Source organism: Pseudomonas sp. PA15(2017), from assembly GCF_001945395.1.
Lineage (GTDB): Bacteria > Pseudomonadota > Gammaproteobacteria > Pseudomonadales > Pseudomonadaceae > Aquipseudomonas.
On record NZ_MSXV01000052.1, the window covers coordinates 191,219 to 206,461 of the forward strand.

General features: G+C 65.6%; 11 protein-coding genes and 1 pseudogene. 4 read left to right on the plus strand and 8 right to left on the minus strand.

Annotated features, from left to right (window positions below; translation table 11 throughout):
• Nucleotides 1–96: 96 nt before the first annotated feature.
• From BVH03_RS18270 to BVH03_RS18290, 5 genes are all read right to left on the minus strand, one after another.
• Nucleotides 97–1,332: a M20/M25/M40 family metallo-hydrolase gene (locus BVH03_RS18270; RefSeq protein WP_075962487.1), complete on the minus strand. Its 1,236-nt coding sequence runs from the start codon at nt 1,330–1,332 to the stop codon at nt 97–99.
• A gap of 186 nt (nt 1,333–1,518) precedes the next feature.
• A complete protein-coding gene (gene argA / locus BVH03_RS18275; RefSeq protein WP_075962488.1) occupies nt 1,519–2,817 on the minus strand; it encodes an amino-acid N-acetyltransferase in 1,299 nt (432 codons plus the stop codon).
• Nucleotides 2,818–2,935: 118 nt separating this feature from the next.
• On the minus strand, nt 2,936–4,084 hold the full coding sequence (gene argE / locus BVH03_RS18280; protein ID WP_075962489.1) for an acetylornithine deacetylase: 1,149 nt from the start codon (nt 4,082–4,084) through the stop codon (nt 2,936–2,938).
• Between the two features lie 225 nt (nt 4,085–4,309).
• On the minus strand, nt 4,310–5,575 hold the full coding sequence (locus tag BVH03_RS18285) for an inorganic phosphate transporter (RefSeq protein WP_075962490.1): 1,266 nt from the start codon (nt 5,573–5,575) through the stop codon (nt 4,310–4,312).
• A 38-nt stretch (nt 5,576–5,613) separates the two neighbouring features.
• The gene (locus BVH03_RS18290; RefSeq protein ID WP_075928665.1) at nt 5,614–6,294 is read right to left on the minus strand and encodes a TIGR00153 family protein; all 681 of its coding nucleotides are present in this window, start codon (nt 6,292–6,294) and stop codon (nt 5,614–5,616) included.
• Between the two features lie 299 nt (nt 6,295–6,593).
• On the opposite strand from BVH03_RS18290, the gene BVH03_RS18295 reads away from it, so the two are divergent.
• Nucleotides 6,594–7,964 carry an inorganic triphosphatase gene (locus BVH03_RS18295; RefSeq protein ID WP_075962491.1) on the plus strand — a complete coding sequence of 457 codons (1,371 nt, stop codon included), beginning with the start codon at nt 6,594–6,596 and terminating at the stop codon, nt 7,962–7,964.
• Nucleotides 7,965–8,019: 55 nt separating this feature from the next.
• Nucleotides 8,020–8,754: a DUF502 domain-containing protein gene (locus BVH03_RS18300; RefSeq protein ID WP_075962492.1), complete on the plus strand. Its 735-nt coding sequence runs from the start codon at nt 8,020–8,022 to the stop codon at nt 8,752–8,754.
• On the opposite strand, the gene BVH03_RS18305 is transcribed toward BVH03_RS18300, so the two are convergent.
• On the minus strand, nt 8,740–9,207 hold the full coding sequence (locus BVH03_RS18305; protein ID WP_075962493.1) for a hypothetical protein: 468 nt from the start codon (nt 9,205–9,207) through the stop codon (nt 8,740–8,742). The genes BVH03_RS18300 and BVH03_RS18305 overlap by 15 nt on opposite strands.
• Before the next feature lie 165 nt (nt 9,208–9,372).
• On the opposite strand from BVH03_RS18305, the gene BVH03_RS18310 reads away from it, so the two are divergent.
• On the plus strand, nt 9,373–9,723 hold the full coding sequence (locus tag BVH03_RS18310) for a helix-turn-helix domain-containing protein (protein WP_075962494.1): 351 nt from the start codon (nt 9,373–9,375) through the stop codon (nt 9,721–9,723).
• A gap of 109 nt (nt 9,724–9,832) precedes the next feature.
• Nucleotides 9,833–11,617, plus strand: coding sequence for a GspE/PulE family protein (locus tag BVH03_RS18315; protein WP_075962495.1), 1,785 nt, complete (start codon nt 9,833–9,835; stop codon nt 11,615–11,617).
• A 58-nt stretch (nt 11,618–11,675) separates the two neighbouring features.
• On the opposite strand, the pseudogene BVH03_RS18320 reads toward BVH03_RS18315, so the two are convergent.
• Both BVH03_RS18320 and BVH03_RS18325 read right to left on the minus strand, forming a co-directional pair.
• Nucleotides 11,676–13,936: pseudogene (locus BVH03_RS18320) on the minus strand (TonB-dependent receptor).
• Between the two features lie 138 nt (nt 13,937–14,074).
• On the minus strand, nt 14,075–15,193 hold the full coding sequence (locus tag BVH03_RS18325; protein WP_075962496.1) for an aryl-sulfate sulfotransferase: 1,119 nt from the start codon (nt 15,191–15,193) through the stop codon (nt 14,075–14,077).
• Nucleotides 15,194–15,243: the final 50 nt, after the last annotated feature.

Here is a 15,243-nt window from a genome sequence, read left to right on the forward strand (position 1 = left end):
ACCGATTTTTGCCTCGCCTGACCTTCGCTCGGCAACTTTTCGTACAGACCCTACCGCTCAAGATACAGCGCAAGACAGGCTTGCGCTGCCGTCACGCTACTGCGCCGAGAGCTGGCGAATCAACGCCACGGTGAGGTAGAGCCGTGGCGCGATGCTCGACAGCTCGATGTACTCGTCGTCGGCATGCAGACCGGCGCCCACCACGCCCATGGTTTCCAGCACCGCCGGTTTGTCGCTGCCCGGTATGTAGGCGTAGCCGGCATCGGTGCCGAAGCGCATGGCGATCGGTTCGATGGTGCGATCGATCTTGGCATACAGCCCCTGGGCCTGCTCGGCCAGTCGCTCGGACGCGGCATTCTTCGCCAGCGGCGGGCGACCCTTCTCGAGACGCACCGTGACCTCGGTATCGTCGATCAGCTTTTTCTGCACCAGGCGCTGCGCGTCGGCCAGCACGCGGTCGCTTTCGCCAAGGTCCGAGTAGCGCATGTCGGCCTCGGCCGAGGCGCTCGAGGGAATGATGTTGCGCTTGTCGCCGGCCTTGACCATCGTCCAGTTGACCGTGGTGCCCTTGGCCGGATCGCCCAGGTCCTTGAGCTGCAGCATCTGGTGTGCCAGTTCCATGGCGGCGTTGCGCCCGGCCTCTGGCGCCGAGCCCGCGTGAGAGGACTTGCCCTCGACCTCGAGCATCACGCCGTTGATACCGTTGGTGGCGACGGTCAGCGCGTCCTTGTCTGGCGGCTCGTACGAGAACACGTAGTCATGCTGGCGGGCCAGTTCGGCGATGATGGTCTTCGAGCCGGCGGAGCCGGTTTCCTCGTCCGGGTTGAACAGCACGGTCAGCGTACCGAAACCGTCGAACTTGTCGTCCTGCAACAGCTTCAGCGAGTGCAGGATCATCGCCACGCCACCCTTGGCATCCGCCACACCGGGGCCATAGGCGCGCTCGCCGTCGACCTTGAACGGCCGCTTGGCGGCAGTGCCCGGCAAGAACACGGTGTCGTAGTGAACCATCAGCAGGAAGGATTTGCTGCCGGTGCCTTTGAACGTACCGACGATATTGTCGCCCGCAGACGGGCTGGCCGGGCTGGTCTTGACCTCGGCGCCGAGCGCCTCGAGTCGCTCGACCAGCAGGGCACTGACGGTCTTCAGGCCCGGTTCCTGGCCGGTGCCGGTATCGACGTTGACCAGTTGCTCGACGGTAGCCAGGTACGGTTTCTGCTCGGCCTGGGCCTTGTTGAGCAGCGCCTCGGGTGCCAGGTCGGCAGCGACTGCGGACAGAGACAGCAATGAGAGCGCGAGGGCGGCGGTGATCGGTGAGCGTCGAATGGGCATGCGCAGTCCTTTATCGAGAGAGTGTCCTTGCAGCCTTGACCAAGATGGGCCGCCGCGCCACCCGATGGCATCGATCAAGGTCGCTGCGCCGCTCAACAGCCGACGGGTAGCCTGGTGTCGAGCGCAGCGACACCCCAGGACGGCTTCGTGCCCCAAGGCATCGTCTGACTCAACCCCGACGGAGGTTCAGAGGCTCTTTTCGAATATCTTCGAATTGCGCTGGAAGTTGTACAGCGAGGCACGGGCGGCGGGCAGGCGGTCGACGCTGCTGGGCTCGAAGCCGCGCTCGCGGAACCAGTGGGCGGTGCGGGTGGTGAGCACGAACAGGGTGTTGATGCCCTTGGCACGGGCGCGCTCCTCGATGCGTTCGAGCAGTTCGTCACCACGGCCGCCATGGCGATATTCCGGGTTGACCGCCAGGCACGCCAGCTCGCCGGAATTCGAGTCGGCAATCGGGTAGAGCGCCGCGCAGGCGATTATCGTGCCGTCGCGCTCGACGATGCTGAACTGGCCGATCTCGCGCTCCAGCACTTCCCGCGAACGGCGCACCAGGATGCCCTGTTCCTCCAAGGGCGTGATCAGGTCGATCAGCCCGCCGACGTCGTTGATATCGGCCTCGCGCAGCGATTCGAACTGCTCGGGGTCGACCATGGTGCCGCCACCGTCGCGGGTGAACAGTTCGGTGAGCAGCGAGCCGTCGCCGGTGTAGCTGACGATATGGCTGCGCTTGACGCCGCCGCGACACGCCTGGGCGGCAGCGTCCAGCAGTTCGCCCTGGTAATCGCTGCCCAGACGCTGCACATGGGCCGGCACCTGCTGCGGGCGCAGCTCGCGGATCAGTTTGCCGTTTTCGTCGAACAGGCCCTGCTGGCTGCTGAACAGGATCAGCTTATCGGCGGCCAGGTCGGTGGCCGCGCGCATGGCCACATCCTCGCAGGCCAGGTTGAAAATCTCGCCGGTGGGCGAATAACCGAGCGGCGAGAGCAGCACGATATTGCGCTCGTCGAGCTGACGGTTGATGCCCTTGCGGTCGATGCGCCGTACCTCGCCGGTGTGGTGATAGTCGACGCCATCGAGCACGCCGATCGGCCGCGCGGTGACGTAATTGCCACTGCTGACCCGCAGCCGCGAGCCCTGCATCGGCGAGGCGGCGATATCCATCGACAGCCGCGCCTCGATGGCGATGCGCAGTTGGCCGACAGCGTCGATCACGCACTCCAGGGTGGCGCTGTCGGTCACCCGCAGGCCGCGGTGGTAGACCGGCGTTTGTCCGCGACTTTCGAGGCGCGCCTCGATCTGCGGACGCGAGCCGTGCACCAGCACCAGGCGCACGCCGAGGCTGTGCAGCAGTACCAGGTCGTGGACGATATTGCCGAAATTCGGATGGGCCAAGCCCTCGCCCGGCAGCATGACCACGAAGGTACAGTCGCGGTGGGCATTGATGTAGGGCGAAGCGTGGCGGAGCCAGTTGACGTAGTCGTACATGTGCAGCGAAACCCTTGGGAGAACGAAAGAAGCAACGATGGGTGCGAGACAGCTGGCCTCGCAGGCAGAGGCGGTGCGTTATCGTCGTCGCAATGGCATCAGCGGAATGCTCCTCATGTCAGCGTGGGCTCAGGCAATAATGCTCAATCAGCTGGCGCAGCAGCTGCACCGTGGGGATCAGGCGGTCGGTATCCAGGTACTCGCCCGGCTGGTGGGCACAGTCGATATCACCTGGGCCGAGCACCAGGGTTTCGCAACCCAGTTGCTGCAAATACGGCGCCTCGGTACCGAAGGCCACCGCCTGGGCGGTATGCCCGGTCAGCCGTTCGGCCAGGCGCACCAGCTCGGCATCGGCGGGCTGCTCGTAGGGCGGCACGGCGGGGAACAGCGGCGCGAAGTCGATACTCACTTCGTGGCGCTCGGCCAAAGGCTGCAGTTTCTGGCGAATCGCTGCACGCAGCGCTTCGGGCTGCATGCCCGGCAACGGGCGCAGGTCGAACTCCAGGGAGCATTGGCCACAGATGCGATTGGGGTTGTCGCCGCCATGGATGCAACCGAAGTTGAGGGTCGGCTGCGGCACGCTGAACTGCGGGTTGCGGTACTCCTGCTGCCACTGGCGGCGCAGTTGCATCAGCTCGCCCATCACCTCGTGCATGGCGTCCAGAGCGCTGCGGCCCAGGGCGGGATTGGAGGAGTGGCCGCTTTGCCCAAGGATGTCGATGCGTTCCATCATCACGCCCTTGTGCAGGCGAATCGGCTTGAGCCCGGTGGGCTCGCCGATCACCGCAGCGCGGCCCAACGGCCGCCCGGCTTCGGCCAGCGCCCGGGCGCCGGACATCGAGCTTTCCTCGTCGCAGGTGGCGAGGATGATCAGTGGTTGCTTGAACGGCTGGTCGAGCAGCGTCTGCAGCGCCTCGATGATCAGCGCGAAGAACCCCTTCATGTCGCATACGCCCAGGCCAACCCAGCGCTCGCCGGTGTCGGTGAGCTTGAGCGGGTCGCTCTGCCACAGGGCTTCGTCGAACGGCACGGTGTCGCTGTGCCCGGCCAGCACCAGGCCGCCGGGGCCGCTGCCGTAGGTGGCGATCAGGTTGAATTTGCCCGGCTCGACCTGCTGTTTTTCACAGGCGAAACCCAGCTCGCTCAGCCAGTTGGCCAGGAGGTCGATGACCGGCTGGTTGGATTGATCCAGAGCAGGCTGGGTACAACTGACCGATGGCACGGCGATCAGCGCCGCGAAGCGATCCTTGAGGGGGAGAAATGACATGGCGGCTCTCTCGGGTCGGTCGCCTCATCATAGAGTGAAGCGTTGCCCGCGAGAACCGCCAATGGAGAATCGCTGTTTTTCAGGGCCGACAATCGGGTAGGAGTGGCTCTAGCCACGAGCTTTTCATCGGGTTACAAAGAGTTCGGGGCTAAAGCGGATCGCCGCCCGCCCCCTCCTACCAAAGGCCTCTGCTCATCGACGGCCGCGCAGCAGACCGTCGAAGGATCACAGGAAGATCAGCATGAAGATTTCGAGGTAGATAATCGCCAGCGCTGCACCAATCGGCAGGGTCACCACCCAGGAGGTGAAGATCCGCCCGACCACAGCCAGGTTGAGCGCGCCGATGCCCCGCGCCATGCCGATGCCCAGTACCGCACCGACCAGCGTATGGGTGGTGGAGATCGGCAGGCCGATGCCCGAAGCGGCGACCACCGTGGCGGCGGTGGCCAGCTCGGCGGCGAAACCGCGGCTCGGAGTCAGCTCGGTGATTTTCTTGCCAATGGTGGCGATCACTTTCCAGCCGTAGGTGGCTAGGCCGATGACGATACCCACGGCGCCCATCAGCAGCACCCAGCCGGGCACCGAGGACTGACCGCCGATGGTCATGTCGCCACCGGCTTCGATCACCCCGACCACCGCGGCCAGCGGGCCGACGGCGTTGGAGACGTCACTGGCGCCGTGGGCGAAGGCCATGGAGCAGGCGGTGAAGATCATCAGTACGGCGAAGACTTTTTCGACGCTGGCGAAGTGGAAGTCCTTGTCGGCTTCCTCATCCAGCTTGATGCGGCGCAGCAGCAGGATGCCCAGGCCGGCGACCAGCAGGCCGACACCGGCCGACAGCATGATGCTCTGGCCGGTGGTGAAGTTCAGGCCGACGTGCTTGAGGCCCTTGGTGAAGGTCATCAGCGCCAGCATGAAGCCGGTCAGGAACATGTACACCGGCACCCAGCGCTTGGCGTTGCGGAATGGGTCCTCGGTGTCGAAGATCAGCCACTGCACGCTCATGAACAGGCCGAAAGCCAGCAGGCCGGAGATGAATGGGGTCACCACCCAGCTGGAGACGATCGGCACCAGGCCGCCCCAGTTCACCGCGTCGACCGATACGCTGACCGAGGCGAAGCCGATGATCGCGCCGACGATCGAGTGGGTGGTGGACACCGGCCAGCCGCGGATCGAGGCGATCAGCAGCCAGGTACCGGCCGACAACAACGAGGCCATCATGCCCAGCACGAACATGTCGGCGGGGATCACCGAGGCATCGACGATGCCGTTCTTGATGGTTTCGGTAACCTGGCCACCGGCCAGATAGGCACCGCAGAACTCGAAGACCATGGCGATCAGGATCGCCTGCCTGATGGTCAGCGCCTTGGCACCGACCGAAGTGCCCATGGCATTGGAAACATCGTTGGCACCAACGCCCCACGCCATGAACAAACCAAAGCAGCAGGCCATCACGAGGAGTACGAAACCGTAGTCCGCGACAAGAGACATAGAGATTTACCTGTAAACCCAGAAAGGATGCTGGCGGCTCAGCGCGCCAGCAATTGTTCCAGTCGGTTGCCCACGCGCTCGGCGCGATCGGCAATGTCTCCGACCCAGTCGATGATCCGATAGAGGAACATCACATCGACTGCGGGAAGATCCTTTTCCAGTTTGAACAAGGTGCGGCGCACCTCGATCTGCTGGCGGTCGGTTTCGCGCTCGATTTCCTCGAGCTCCTCGACCATGCGCTCGACCAGGGTGGCCTCACGACCGGCGAAACCGGCCTCGAGCAGCGAATCCAGCTCCTTCATCGCCTTGAGTGCCTGGGCACTGGCGTCCACGCACCGTTGCACGTAAGCCAGCATCAGCGGCTGCAGATCGGTAGGGATGGTCATGGAACGGCCCAGCATCAACCCGGCGATATCCTTGGCCCGGTTGGCGACCTTGTCCTGGGTGCTCAGCAGTTCCAGCAGATCGGAACGTGGCACCGGCAGGAACAGACTCTTGGGCAGGTGCATGCGCACGTTCTTCTTGAGCTTGTCGGCCTCGTTCTCCAGGCGCACCATGGCCTGTTGCACCTGCTCGACACGCGCCCAGTCTTCGGCCATCACCGCCTCGAAGAACGGCACCAGATTGGCGGCGCATTCGTGAGCCTTGGCGATATGCTGTTGCATCGGCCCGATCGGTGAGCGGCCGAACAGGCTGCTGATGAACGGATTGCTTGGCATGGGGGTGACCCCTGTCTGTCAAAGAGGCGGCAAGTATACGGATGACATCCGGGCCAGGCCAGCACGTGTCATCTGTTGGTCATAAAGTCGTATTTCCTCACTCATTTCCCACGAAAAACAGCTTAAATTCGAGGAAACTAGCGAGATGAATATTTCAAATTCCTTACATGCAAGGGTTCGTGACACTCGCCGACCTGCATCCGCCGCGCTTTTCCTCTACCCTGTACGGCCTAACGTGCGGGGCAACGCCTCGCACCATGCAACCCCCGCCGCCGTCGCCGCTTCACCGAGCCCTCGCAATGAATAAAGAAACCGAAATCAAACTGCGCGTCAGTCGCGAAACCCTGGCCGCCCTGCAAACCCACCCTCTGTTGAAAAAGCGTAGCAAGGCCGGCTGGGAGACGAGCGAGCTGTTCAACCAGTATTTCGACACCGACGCCCGCGACCTCGCCGCCGCCCGCGTTGCCCTGCGCCTGCGCAAGGATGGCGAGCAGATCATCCAGACCCTCAAGAGCCGTGGCCAGAGCGTGGCCGGGCTGTCCGAGCGCAACGAATGGGACTGGTACCTGAGCAAGGCCAAACTGGATCTCAAGAAGCTCGATGACAGCTGCTGGCCGGCTGCCCTGGCCGAACTCGACAAGAAACAGCTCAAGCCGATCTTCACCACCGACTTCGCGCGCCAGCGCGCCGAGATCGCCTGGGGCCGCGGCAAGGCCCGGGTGGTCATCGAGGCGGCGCTGGACCTGGGCAAGGTGATCGCCGGCAAACAGCAGGAAGAAATCTGCGAGCTGGAACTGGAGCTGCGCCAGGGCGAACCCGAAGCGCTGCTGGAACTGGCTGCCGAACTGGCCACCGACCTGCCGCTGATGCCCTGCGACATCAGCAAGGCCGAGCGCGGCTACCGGCTGTTCGACGAAGCCAGCTACAGCCTGCAACTGCCCACGCCACAGCTCGAGGCCGAACAGAGCCTTGACGACGCCGTGGCCGCCATTGGCTGGTTCCTGCACGGCAGCAGCCAGCGCCTGGCCGAACAATACCGCCACAACGGCCACTGGCGCCTGCTGGTCGACTGGCTGGACTGCCTGGTGGAACTGCGCGCCCTGTTCGGCAGCCTCGGCCAGGCCGCACCGCGGGCCAGTACCAGCGAGCTGCGCCAGGTGCTCGACGCGCTGCTCGAAGACTGGCGCCCACGAGTGCAGGCCGGTCAGCAGGATGAAGCCGCACGCCAGGAGGCGCCCGCCCAGTTCGCCGCCGAACTGCAGCAGACCCGCTGGGGCCTGTTCTCGCTGAACACTTCGCGCTGGCTGCTGACCCGCGCCTGGACGGTCGCCCGCAACAAGCGCGGCGACCGCCAGGGTGCGGCCGCGCTGCAAAGCTGGCTGCCGACCTTCTTCAGCGATGAAGGCCGCGACCTGCAGCTCAAACGCTACCAGCAGCAACCCGAGGATCTTGCCGAACAGCTGCCGCGCATCGAGCGCCTGCTGCTCTGGCTGCACCTGGCCCGCGGAACGCTCGACATCGCCGAGACCGACCGCCTGTTCGGCGAGCTCAACAAACTGGCTGAACTGGCCAAGCGCCCGTTGAGTCCAGAAGAACTGGAAGCGCGCATGACCCAGGCGCAGATCATCATGAGCCTCAAGCCCTGGAAAGCGCTGCTCAAGCACGGCTGATGACCATGGCAGGTGGCCCGCCCACCTGCCCCGCTCGACGACAGGATGCCCATCGATGTTCAAACTCAGCCTGAAATCCATCGCCGCCACCTGGCTGACCGGCTTGCTGGCCCTGCTTCCGCTGGCCCTGACCATGGTGGTGCTGGCGTGGCTGGTCAGCCTGCTCAACAACCTGATCGGTCCTTCCACGGCCATCGGCCGGCTGTTCGCCGCGCTCGGTACGCCGTTCGCCAGCAATCCGTACCTGGCCTATGTGCTCGGCACTCTGTTGCTGCTGATCAGCCTCTACCCCCTGGGCCTGGCGGTGAAACTGGGCCTACGCCGCCCGCTCGGCTGGCTGATCGACGTGACCCTGCGACGCACGCCACTGATCGGCAATTTCTACAACCTGGCCGACCGTTTCGTCGGCCTGCTCGACAAGAAGAACACCGACATCACCAGCATGCGCCCGGTATGGTGCTTCTTTGGCGGCGGCGATGGTGTGGCGGTGCTGGCCCTGCAGCCGACCTCGGAAACCGTGGAACTGGAAGGCCGCCCGCACCTCGCCATCCTGGTGCCCACCGCGCCGATTCCGGTCGGCGGCGGCCTGCTCTACGTGCCGGCGGAATGGGTGAAGCCGGCCAATATGGGTGTCGATGCGCTGACCAGCATCTACGTTTCCATGGGCCTGACACCGCCGCCCGCCCTGCCCGTTGCCCTGGAGGGCGAACGTGAGACATGCATTACGCCGGCGCAGCCGCAGCACGCGGCAAACACCTCGCCGACGCCCCCGTCTTCACCGCTCCCCTGAGTCTGGATACGACCCGGCGCAGCCACAGGTTGTGCCGCCAGCGCCTCGATGCAGGGTCAGGCGCAGAACCTGCCCGTCCAGGCAGAGCCAATCGCCGTGCTCCAGTACTTCCTGCCGGTGCACCCGCAAGACCCGCGCGTTCAACGATGCGCTGCCAACGAGCCCCTCGCGCCTCACGTATAGGGTATCGCCGTAAAGCCGCAGCGTGATATGCGCGGCCCCTTGCCTGGGTGCGACGACGTGATAGGGCTCCCCGCTGCCACGGCCCAGTGCAGCGGTATCGCGCAATTGCGCGTGTGTCAGGGACAGGTGGATGTGGCGGCCGTCGGTCGTCTCGCCATCCAGGCTCAGGTTGTCGAACCTGGGCGGCGCCAGTCTTGCCCGTAGCGCCCGCAGTGATCCGAACAACCAGCGAGCGAGCTGGTCAGCCTTATGGCCGCTGATTGCCATCATCCACACCTCGCGTTGAGGAAACTTTTCATTCGCTCGTCAACTCGCAGCTGTTCCACGCAGGGCTGCGAAGAGCAGAAACGCCGGCTGCAGAGTCTCAACAAGGGAAACCCATAATGTCAACCATAGCGATACGACAATCCACCCGCTAACAGCCAGACTGCGCCGATGAACACATTCGGCAGCCGCCTGCGCGCATTAAGAGAGACCCGCAACTGGTCGCAGGAACAGTTGGGCTTCGAGTTGGGCGTGACCAAAGCGACCGTCAGCAAGTGGGAAACGGACAGGGCCCGGCCCGGGCTCGATACCCTTCTGAAGATCCGCACGCTGTTCGCCGAACAGGCGATCACTCTGGATTTTCTGGGTGGCGGCGAAGGACTCCGGACCGCTGAGCAGAGCGCCTACTACGCTGCTGATCCGCGCCTGGCGCGCTCGCCGGACGAGCTGCAACTGCTTCTGCTATTTCGCGACCTGCCCAGGCAACGTCGCCAGGGCTTGCTCAAGCTGCTCGGCGGCTGAACCGGCCGCCGTCGCCCCTTGGCACGCCCGCCGATACGACACCTCGTAATTTCAGTTCCTGCCACGCTTTCGGGCATGCTTGCAGCAGACCGCCCTTCGAGGAATCCCCATGCCCAGCCTCACCCCCGCTGCCGCCGACCGTCAGCTCGACCTCAACGAGCTGCTGCGCGAACTGGTCAGCCAGAGCCGCATCGCCCAGGAAAGCGCCGAGCAATGCCTGGCGATCCGCCGCAGCGGTGCCAACTCCGACCTGCACCCGCTGGAGTTCCTGGCTGCACAGCAGCTGAATGATCTGGCACGTCCCGGGCGCACTCTGGACCTGGAAAGCCTGACCCAATGGCTGGCCCAGCTGGCCGGCCAGCCCTACCTGCGCATCGACCCGCTGAAGATCGACGCCGCGGCAGTCACCCCGCTGATGTCCTACGCCTTCGCCCAGCGCCACAAGATCCTTGCCGTGGCGGTCAGCGCCGAGGCGGTGACCATCGCCAGCGCCCAGCCGTTCATGCACGGCTGGGAAGCCAACCTCACCCACGTGCTCAAGCGGCCGATCAAGCGCGTGGTCGCCAACCCGGCGGACATCCAGCGCTTCACCGTGGAGTTCTACCGCCTGGCCCGCTCGGTCAGCGGCGCCACCAACACCGACGCCAAGATCAGCAACGTCGGCAACTTCGAGCAGTTGCTCAACCTCGGCGCCCAGGATCAGGAACCGGATGCCAACGATGCCCACGTGGTGAACATCGTCGACTGGCTGTTCCAGTACGCCTTCCAGCAACGCGCCAGTGACATCCACATCGAGCCGCGCCGCGAACAGGGCAGCGTGCGCTTTCGCATCGACGGCGTGTTGCACACCGTCTACCAATTTCCCGCCCAGGTCACCATGGCCATCGTCAGCCGCCTGAAGACCCTGGGCCGGATGAACGTCGCCGAAAAGCGCAAACCCCAGGACGGCCGGGTGAAAACCAAGACCCCGGCCGGCAACGAGGTGGAGCTGCGTCTGTCGACCCTGCCCACCGCCTTCGGCGAAAAGATGGTGATGCGTATCTTCGACCCCGACGTGCTGCTGCGCGGCTTCGACCAACTGGGCTTCAGCCCGGACGATCTCAAGCGCTGGGAGAGCATGACCCGCCAGCCCAACGGCATCATCCTGGTCACCGGCCCCACCGGCTCGGGCAAGACCACCACGCTGTACACCACCCTCAAGCAACTGGCGACCGAGGAAGTGAACGTGTGCACCATCGAAGACCCCATCGAGATGATCGAGGGTGCCTTCAACCAGATGCAGGTGCAGCACAACATCGACCTGACCTTCGCCAGCGGTGTACGCGCGCTGATGCGCCAGGACCCGGACATCATCATGGTCGGCGAAATCCGCGACCTGGAAACCGCCGAAATGGCCATCCAGGCGGCGCTGACCGGTCACCTGGTGCTCTCGACCCTGCACACCAACGACGCGCCGAGCGCCATCACCCGCCTGCTCGAGCTGGGCGTGCCGCACTATTTGCTCAAGGCGACCTTGCTGGGCGTCATGGCCCAGCGCCTGGTGCGCACCCTGTGCCCGCACTGCAAGGCACCGGTAGAGTTCGACGAAGCGGACTGGCTGGAACTCACCCGCCCCTGGAACGCCCCGCTGCCGACCGGCGCACACCGCGCCGTGGGCTGTGTCGAGTGCCGGGAAACCGGCTACCGGGGGCGTGCCGGGGTATACGAAATCATGCTGTTGAACGACAGCCTCAAGCCGCTGATCAGCGCCGACACCGACCTCACGCCGCTTCGCCGCCAGGCTTTCAAGGATGGCATGCGCAGCCTGCGTCTTTCCGGTGCGCAAAAAATCGCCGCAGGGCAGACCACCCTCGAGGAAATACTGCGGGTGACGCCGCAGAGCGAGCAGCGCTGAAAGCCGCTGGGTTGCGCAAGACGCACCGACGGGCCGGTGCGCGCAGTTCGTCGACAGCTTAAAAGTCGTAGCGCATCGTCAACCCCAGAGTCCTGGGACTGCCGAGCACGCCGGTGTAGGCGCCGTTCGGGGAGTTCCACAGGGTGGTGTAGTAGGTCTTGTCGAAGGCGTTCTTCAGCCACAGCGAGACGTCCCACTGGCCGTCCCCCAGGTCGCCGCGCACGCCGGTGGCGAGGTTGGCCAGGGCGTAGCTTGGCAACTGGGCGCGGCGCGAGTCGTCGATGGTGCCCACCGCGTGGGAGCGGAAGGCGTAGCTGGCGTTGACTTAGGGGCGCACCGGGTCCAGTTACCATTCGTAGGTGCCGTTGCCGTTGAAGATCCACTTCGCGGCGCCGACCACGTTGTGCCCGCTGAGGTCGCACGAGGCCGGGGCGCAGGGCCACTTCCGCCGGGCAGGGGGCGTCCTCGTAGGAGAGGTAGCGCACGTCGTTGTACGAGCCGTTGGCGTTCAGGGTCAGCCCGCGAATGGGTCGCAGGGTCGCCTCGAACTCCGCGCCACGGCTGCGCACGGTGCCGGCGTTGGTCAGGTAGCTGGTGAGGTTGGCGTCGTCATAAGCATTGGTCTGGTAGCCGTGGACCACCGTCCAGAACAGGTTGGCGTTGAGTTGCAAACGGTTGTCCAGCAGCGTGCTCTTGATGCCCAGTTCGGCGTCGTTGGCGCGCTCGGTGCCGATCAGCAACGAGTCCGCCCCCGCCACCGGGGCACTGGCGACGCTGAGGTTCACCCCACCGGATTTCTCGCCATGGGACAGCGAGGCATAGCCCATCACCCGATCGTCAAAGCGGTAGGCAAGGCTCACCAGCGCCGAGGGGCTGAAGCTGTGCAGGCCGAGGTCGTCCGAGTCATAAGCGCCCACCCGCGCATTGCGCACCGTGGCCGCCGCGCCTGACCGCCGCGCCGCCGACGGGGGCGTCACGCCCTACCCGCGCCTGCTTCTCTTCAGAGGTGCCGCGCAGGCCGACGGTGAGGTAGAGGCGCTCGGTGAGGCGCCAGGTGCCCTGGGCGAACAGCGCGTAGCTGTCGGTGTCGATCCAGCCCTTGCCGATGCTGGTGACGTCGTTGAGCGCGCCGGCCGGGGTGCCGTTCCAGGTATCCGCCAAGGGGCCGTAGTAGGTGAACACCTCGTTGCTCATCTCCTGGCGCAAGTAATAGGCACCGAGCACGTAGTCGAAGGCGCCGCCGGTGGGCGATGCCAGGCGAAATTCCTGGGAGTACTGCTTGTCGCGGGCGGACTGGCCGACGTTGTCCATCACCCGCACGTTGAGCTCGTCGTCGTTGCGCGGGGTGAAGTCCCACCAGCGGTAGGCGCTGATGGAGGTCAGGGTGAAGTCGTTGGGCAGCGTCCAGTTGGCCTCCAGGGAGGTGCCGCCCTGGAAAACTTTCACACTCTGCTCGGCATCCAGGTTCACATGGCGCCCGCGCACCAGGGTCGCGCCCACGGCGGCGGCGCGCTGCTGGTAGCGGTTGACGCCATTGATGGTCGGCCCGGTGCTGAACAGCGAGCGCGTCCCGGCGCTGGCGTCTTCCTCGTTGTAGTCGGCGATCCAGCGCAGATCGAACGCCTCGTTGGGCTCGAACAGCAGTTGTCCACGCAAGCCCTGGCGGGTGCCGCAGCCCAGGGTGTGGCCGTCGTGCTCGTTCTCCACTTAGCCGTTCTCGCGGGTGCGGTAGGCCGACAGGCGCCCGGCCAGGGTCTCGCTCAAGGGGCCGGAGAAGCTGCCCTGGTTCTGCACGTAGCCGTCTTCGCCGATGGAAGTGGAAACCCCGCCCTCAGCGGTGAAGCTCGGCTTGCGGGTGCCGATGTTGAGCACGCCGGCGGTGGTGTTCTTGCCGAACAGCGTGCCCTGTGGGCCGCGCAACAGTTCCAGTTGCTCGATGTCCAGCAGGTCGAACACCGCCATGCCCGGGCGGCCCAGGTAGACGTTGTCCAGGTAGATGCCGGCGCTGCCTTCCAGGCCGTCGCTGGCCGGGTTGTTGCCCAGGCCACGGATGGACAGGCTCGACTGCCGCGCATGCATGAAGGCGACGTTGAGGCTGGGCATGGCCTGTTGCAGGTCCTGCACGCGGTACAGGCGCTGCTCCTCCAGGGTGCGCGCCGAAAGGGACGGTCATGGGCGTGGGCACCGACTGGTGCGGCGGCGGGCGTTGACCGTGACCGCCTGCAGGGCGGTGCCATCGGCCGTGGCGGCGGCCTTGCGTTCGGCCGCCGTGGCCTGGCCCGGCACGCAGGCCAGGGCGATAAGGGTGGGAACCAGCATCCGCAGGGCGGGCGCGCAGGGGGGCCGGTTGAAGGGCGTGGTCATCATGGACTCCGGTCATGAATGAACCCTCGCTGCGCGTGGTCTGCGTAAGCGTGATCGGGTGGTGGTCAGGGGTGGATGGGTGAAGCCGCGCGGTCAGCCGCGCAGCCAGGGGATGTCCCGCGCCTGGTAGCGGTGCGCGCGGAAGATGGCATTGTTCTCGCCCGGCAGGTAGGCCCGCGAGGCGGCGTCCGGGTAGGCGGCGAAATGCGGGTTGATGTACTCCCACACCACCGTGCCGTCACGGGTCACCTCGAACAGCCGGCCGAAGTTGGCTTCGGTGATCAGCGTGTTGCCGTTCTCCAGGCGCTGGGCGCCGCCCATGAAGGGGCTGAAGAAGGCGTAGCCGGGGGTGTCGGCGTACTGCCACTCGATGCGCTGGGCGATGGGGTCGACCTCGATCACCCACGAATGGGGCATGGAGATATGCGGTCGCGAGATGCCGTTGTCGAACACCAGCACACGGCCATTCTCTAGCTCGCTGGGGCAATGCTGCTGGGCGACGATGTCGTGGCCCAGGCGCCAGAGCACGCGGCCGCTGGCCCGCTCGACGGCGATCACCGAGGACACGCTGCGCATGCTGAGGATCACCTTGCCGTCGCGCCCGGGGCTCACCGCGTTGGTCATCGGCCAGTGGTAGCGCTCGAAGCAGTCGTGCAGCGGGTAGTCCTCCGGCGCCAGGTGCTCCCAGCTGCGCCATTCCCAGAGCGTGGTGCCGGCACGGTCGACTTCCCTGACCACGTCGCCATAAATCACCCCGCCCGGCGCCTCGCTGCCGGGGATGCCGCCCAGCACGCGCGCGGCGATGTCCCTGGGCAGCGGCTCGACGGTGGTGTAGAGCAGGTTGCCGTTGGCCAGCCACTGGGCGTCGTGGTGGTGGGCGAGATCGGTGTGCTGCCAGACCACCTCGCCTTCCGGGGTCACCTCGGAGAAGGCGCCGCCATGCCACACCGACCAGCCGGGGAACAACTCGGGCGAATCCGGGTGGTTGCCGTTGTAGCCGAGGTTACCGTTGGCCAGCAGCACGGCGTCGCGGCCGGGGCGCTGCGGCAGGTTCCAGCGGTGCACCTCGTTGCCCTGGATGTCGATGAGAAAGACCTTGCCGCCGGCGGTCTGTGGGGCGAACAGGGTGTAGCCGCCGGCGCTGCGCGCGGTGTCGACGGCGATCAGGCCGGTGGCGTGGCGCCGCAGGGTGGTGGCATCGAGTGGGGGCATGGTGTTTCTCCGGGTGAGCGCCGCCCTACCGGCAGCGCGGCATGGCGGTC

Coding starts and splice junctions, on each gene's coding strand:
- BVH03_RS18295 (WP_075962491.1), top strand. CDS start 6,594: ATGAATAAAGAAACCGAAATCAAACTGCGCGTCAGTCGCGAAACCCTG.
- BVH03_RS18325 (WP_075962496.1), bottom strand. CDS start 15,193: ATGCCCCCACTCGATGCCACCACCCTGCGGCGCCACGCCACCGGCCTG.
- BVH03_RS18285 (WP_075962490.1), bottom strand. CDS start 5,575: ATGTCTCTTGTCGCGGACTACGGTTTCGTACTCCTCGTGATGGCCTGC.
- BVH03_RS18300 (WP_075962492.1), top strand. CDS start 8,020: ATGTTCAAACTCAGCCTGAAATCCATCGCCGCCACCTGGCTGACCGGC.
- argE (WP_075962489.1), bottom strand. CDS start 4,084: ATGTCATTTCTCCCCCTCAAGGATCGCTTCGCGGCGCTGATCGCCGTG.
- BVH03_RS18310 (WP_075962494.1), top strand. CDS start 9,373: ATGAACACATTCGGCAGCCGCCTGCGCGCATTAAGAGAGACCCGCAAC.
- BVH03_RS18305 (WP_075962493.1), bottom strand. CDS start 9,207: ATGATGGCAATCAGCGGCCATAAGGCTGACCAGCTCGCTCGCTGGTTG.
- BVH03_RS18315 (WP_075962495.1), top strand. CDS start 9,833: ATGCCCAGCCTCACCCCCGCTGCCGCCGACCGTCAGCTCGACCTCAAC.
- BVH03_RS18290 (WP_075928665.1), bottom strand. CDS start 6,294: ATGCCAAGCAATCCGTTCATCAGCAGCCTGTTCGGCCGCTCACCGATC.
- argA (WP_075962488.1), bottom strand. CDS start 2,817: ATGTACGACTACGTCAACTGGCTCCGCCACGCTTCGCCCTACATCAAT.
- BVH03_RS18270 (WP_075962487.1), bottom strand. CDS start 1,332: ATGCCCATTCGACGCTCACCGATCACCGCCGCCCTCGCGCTCTCATTG.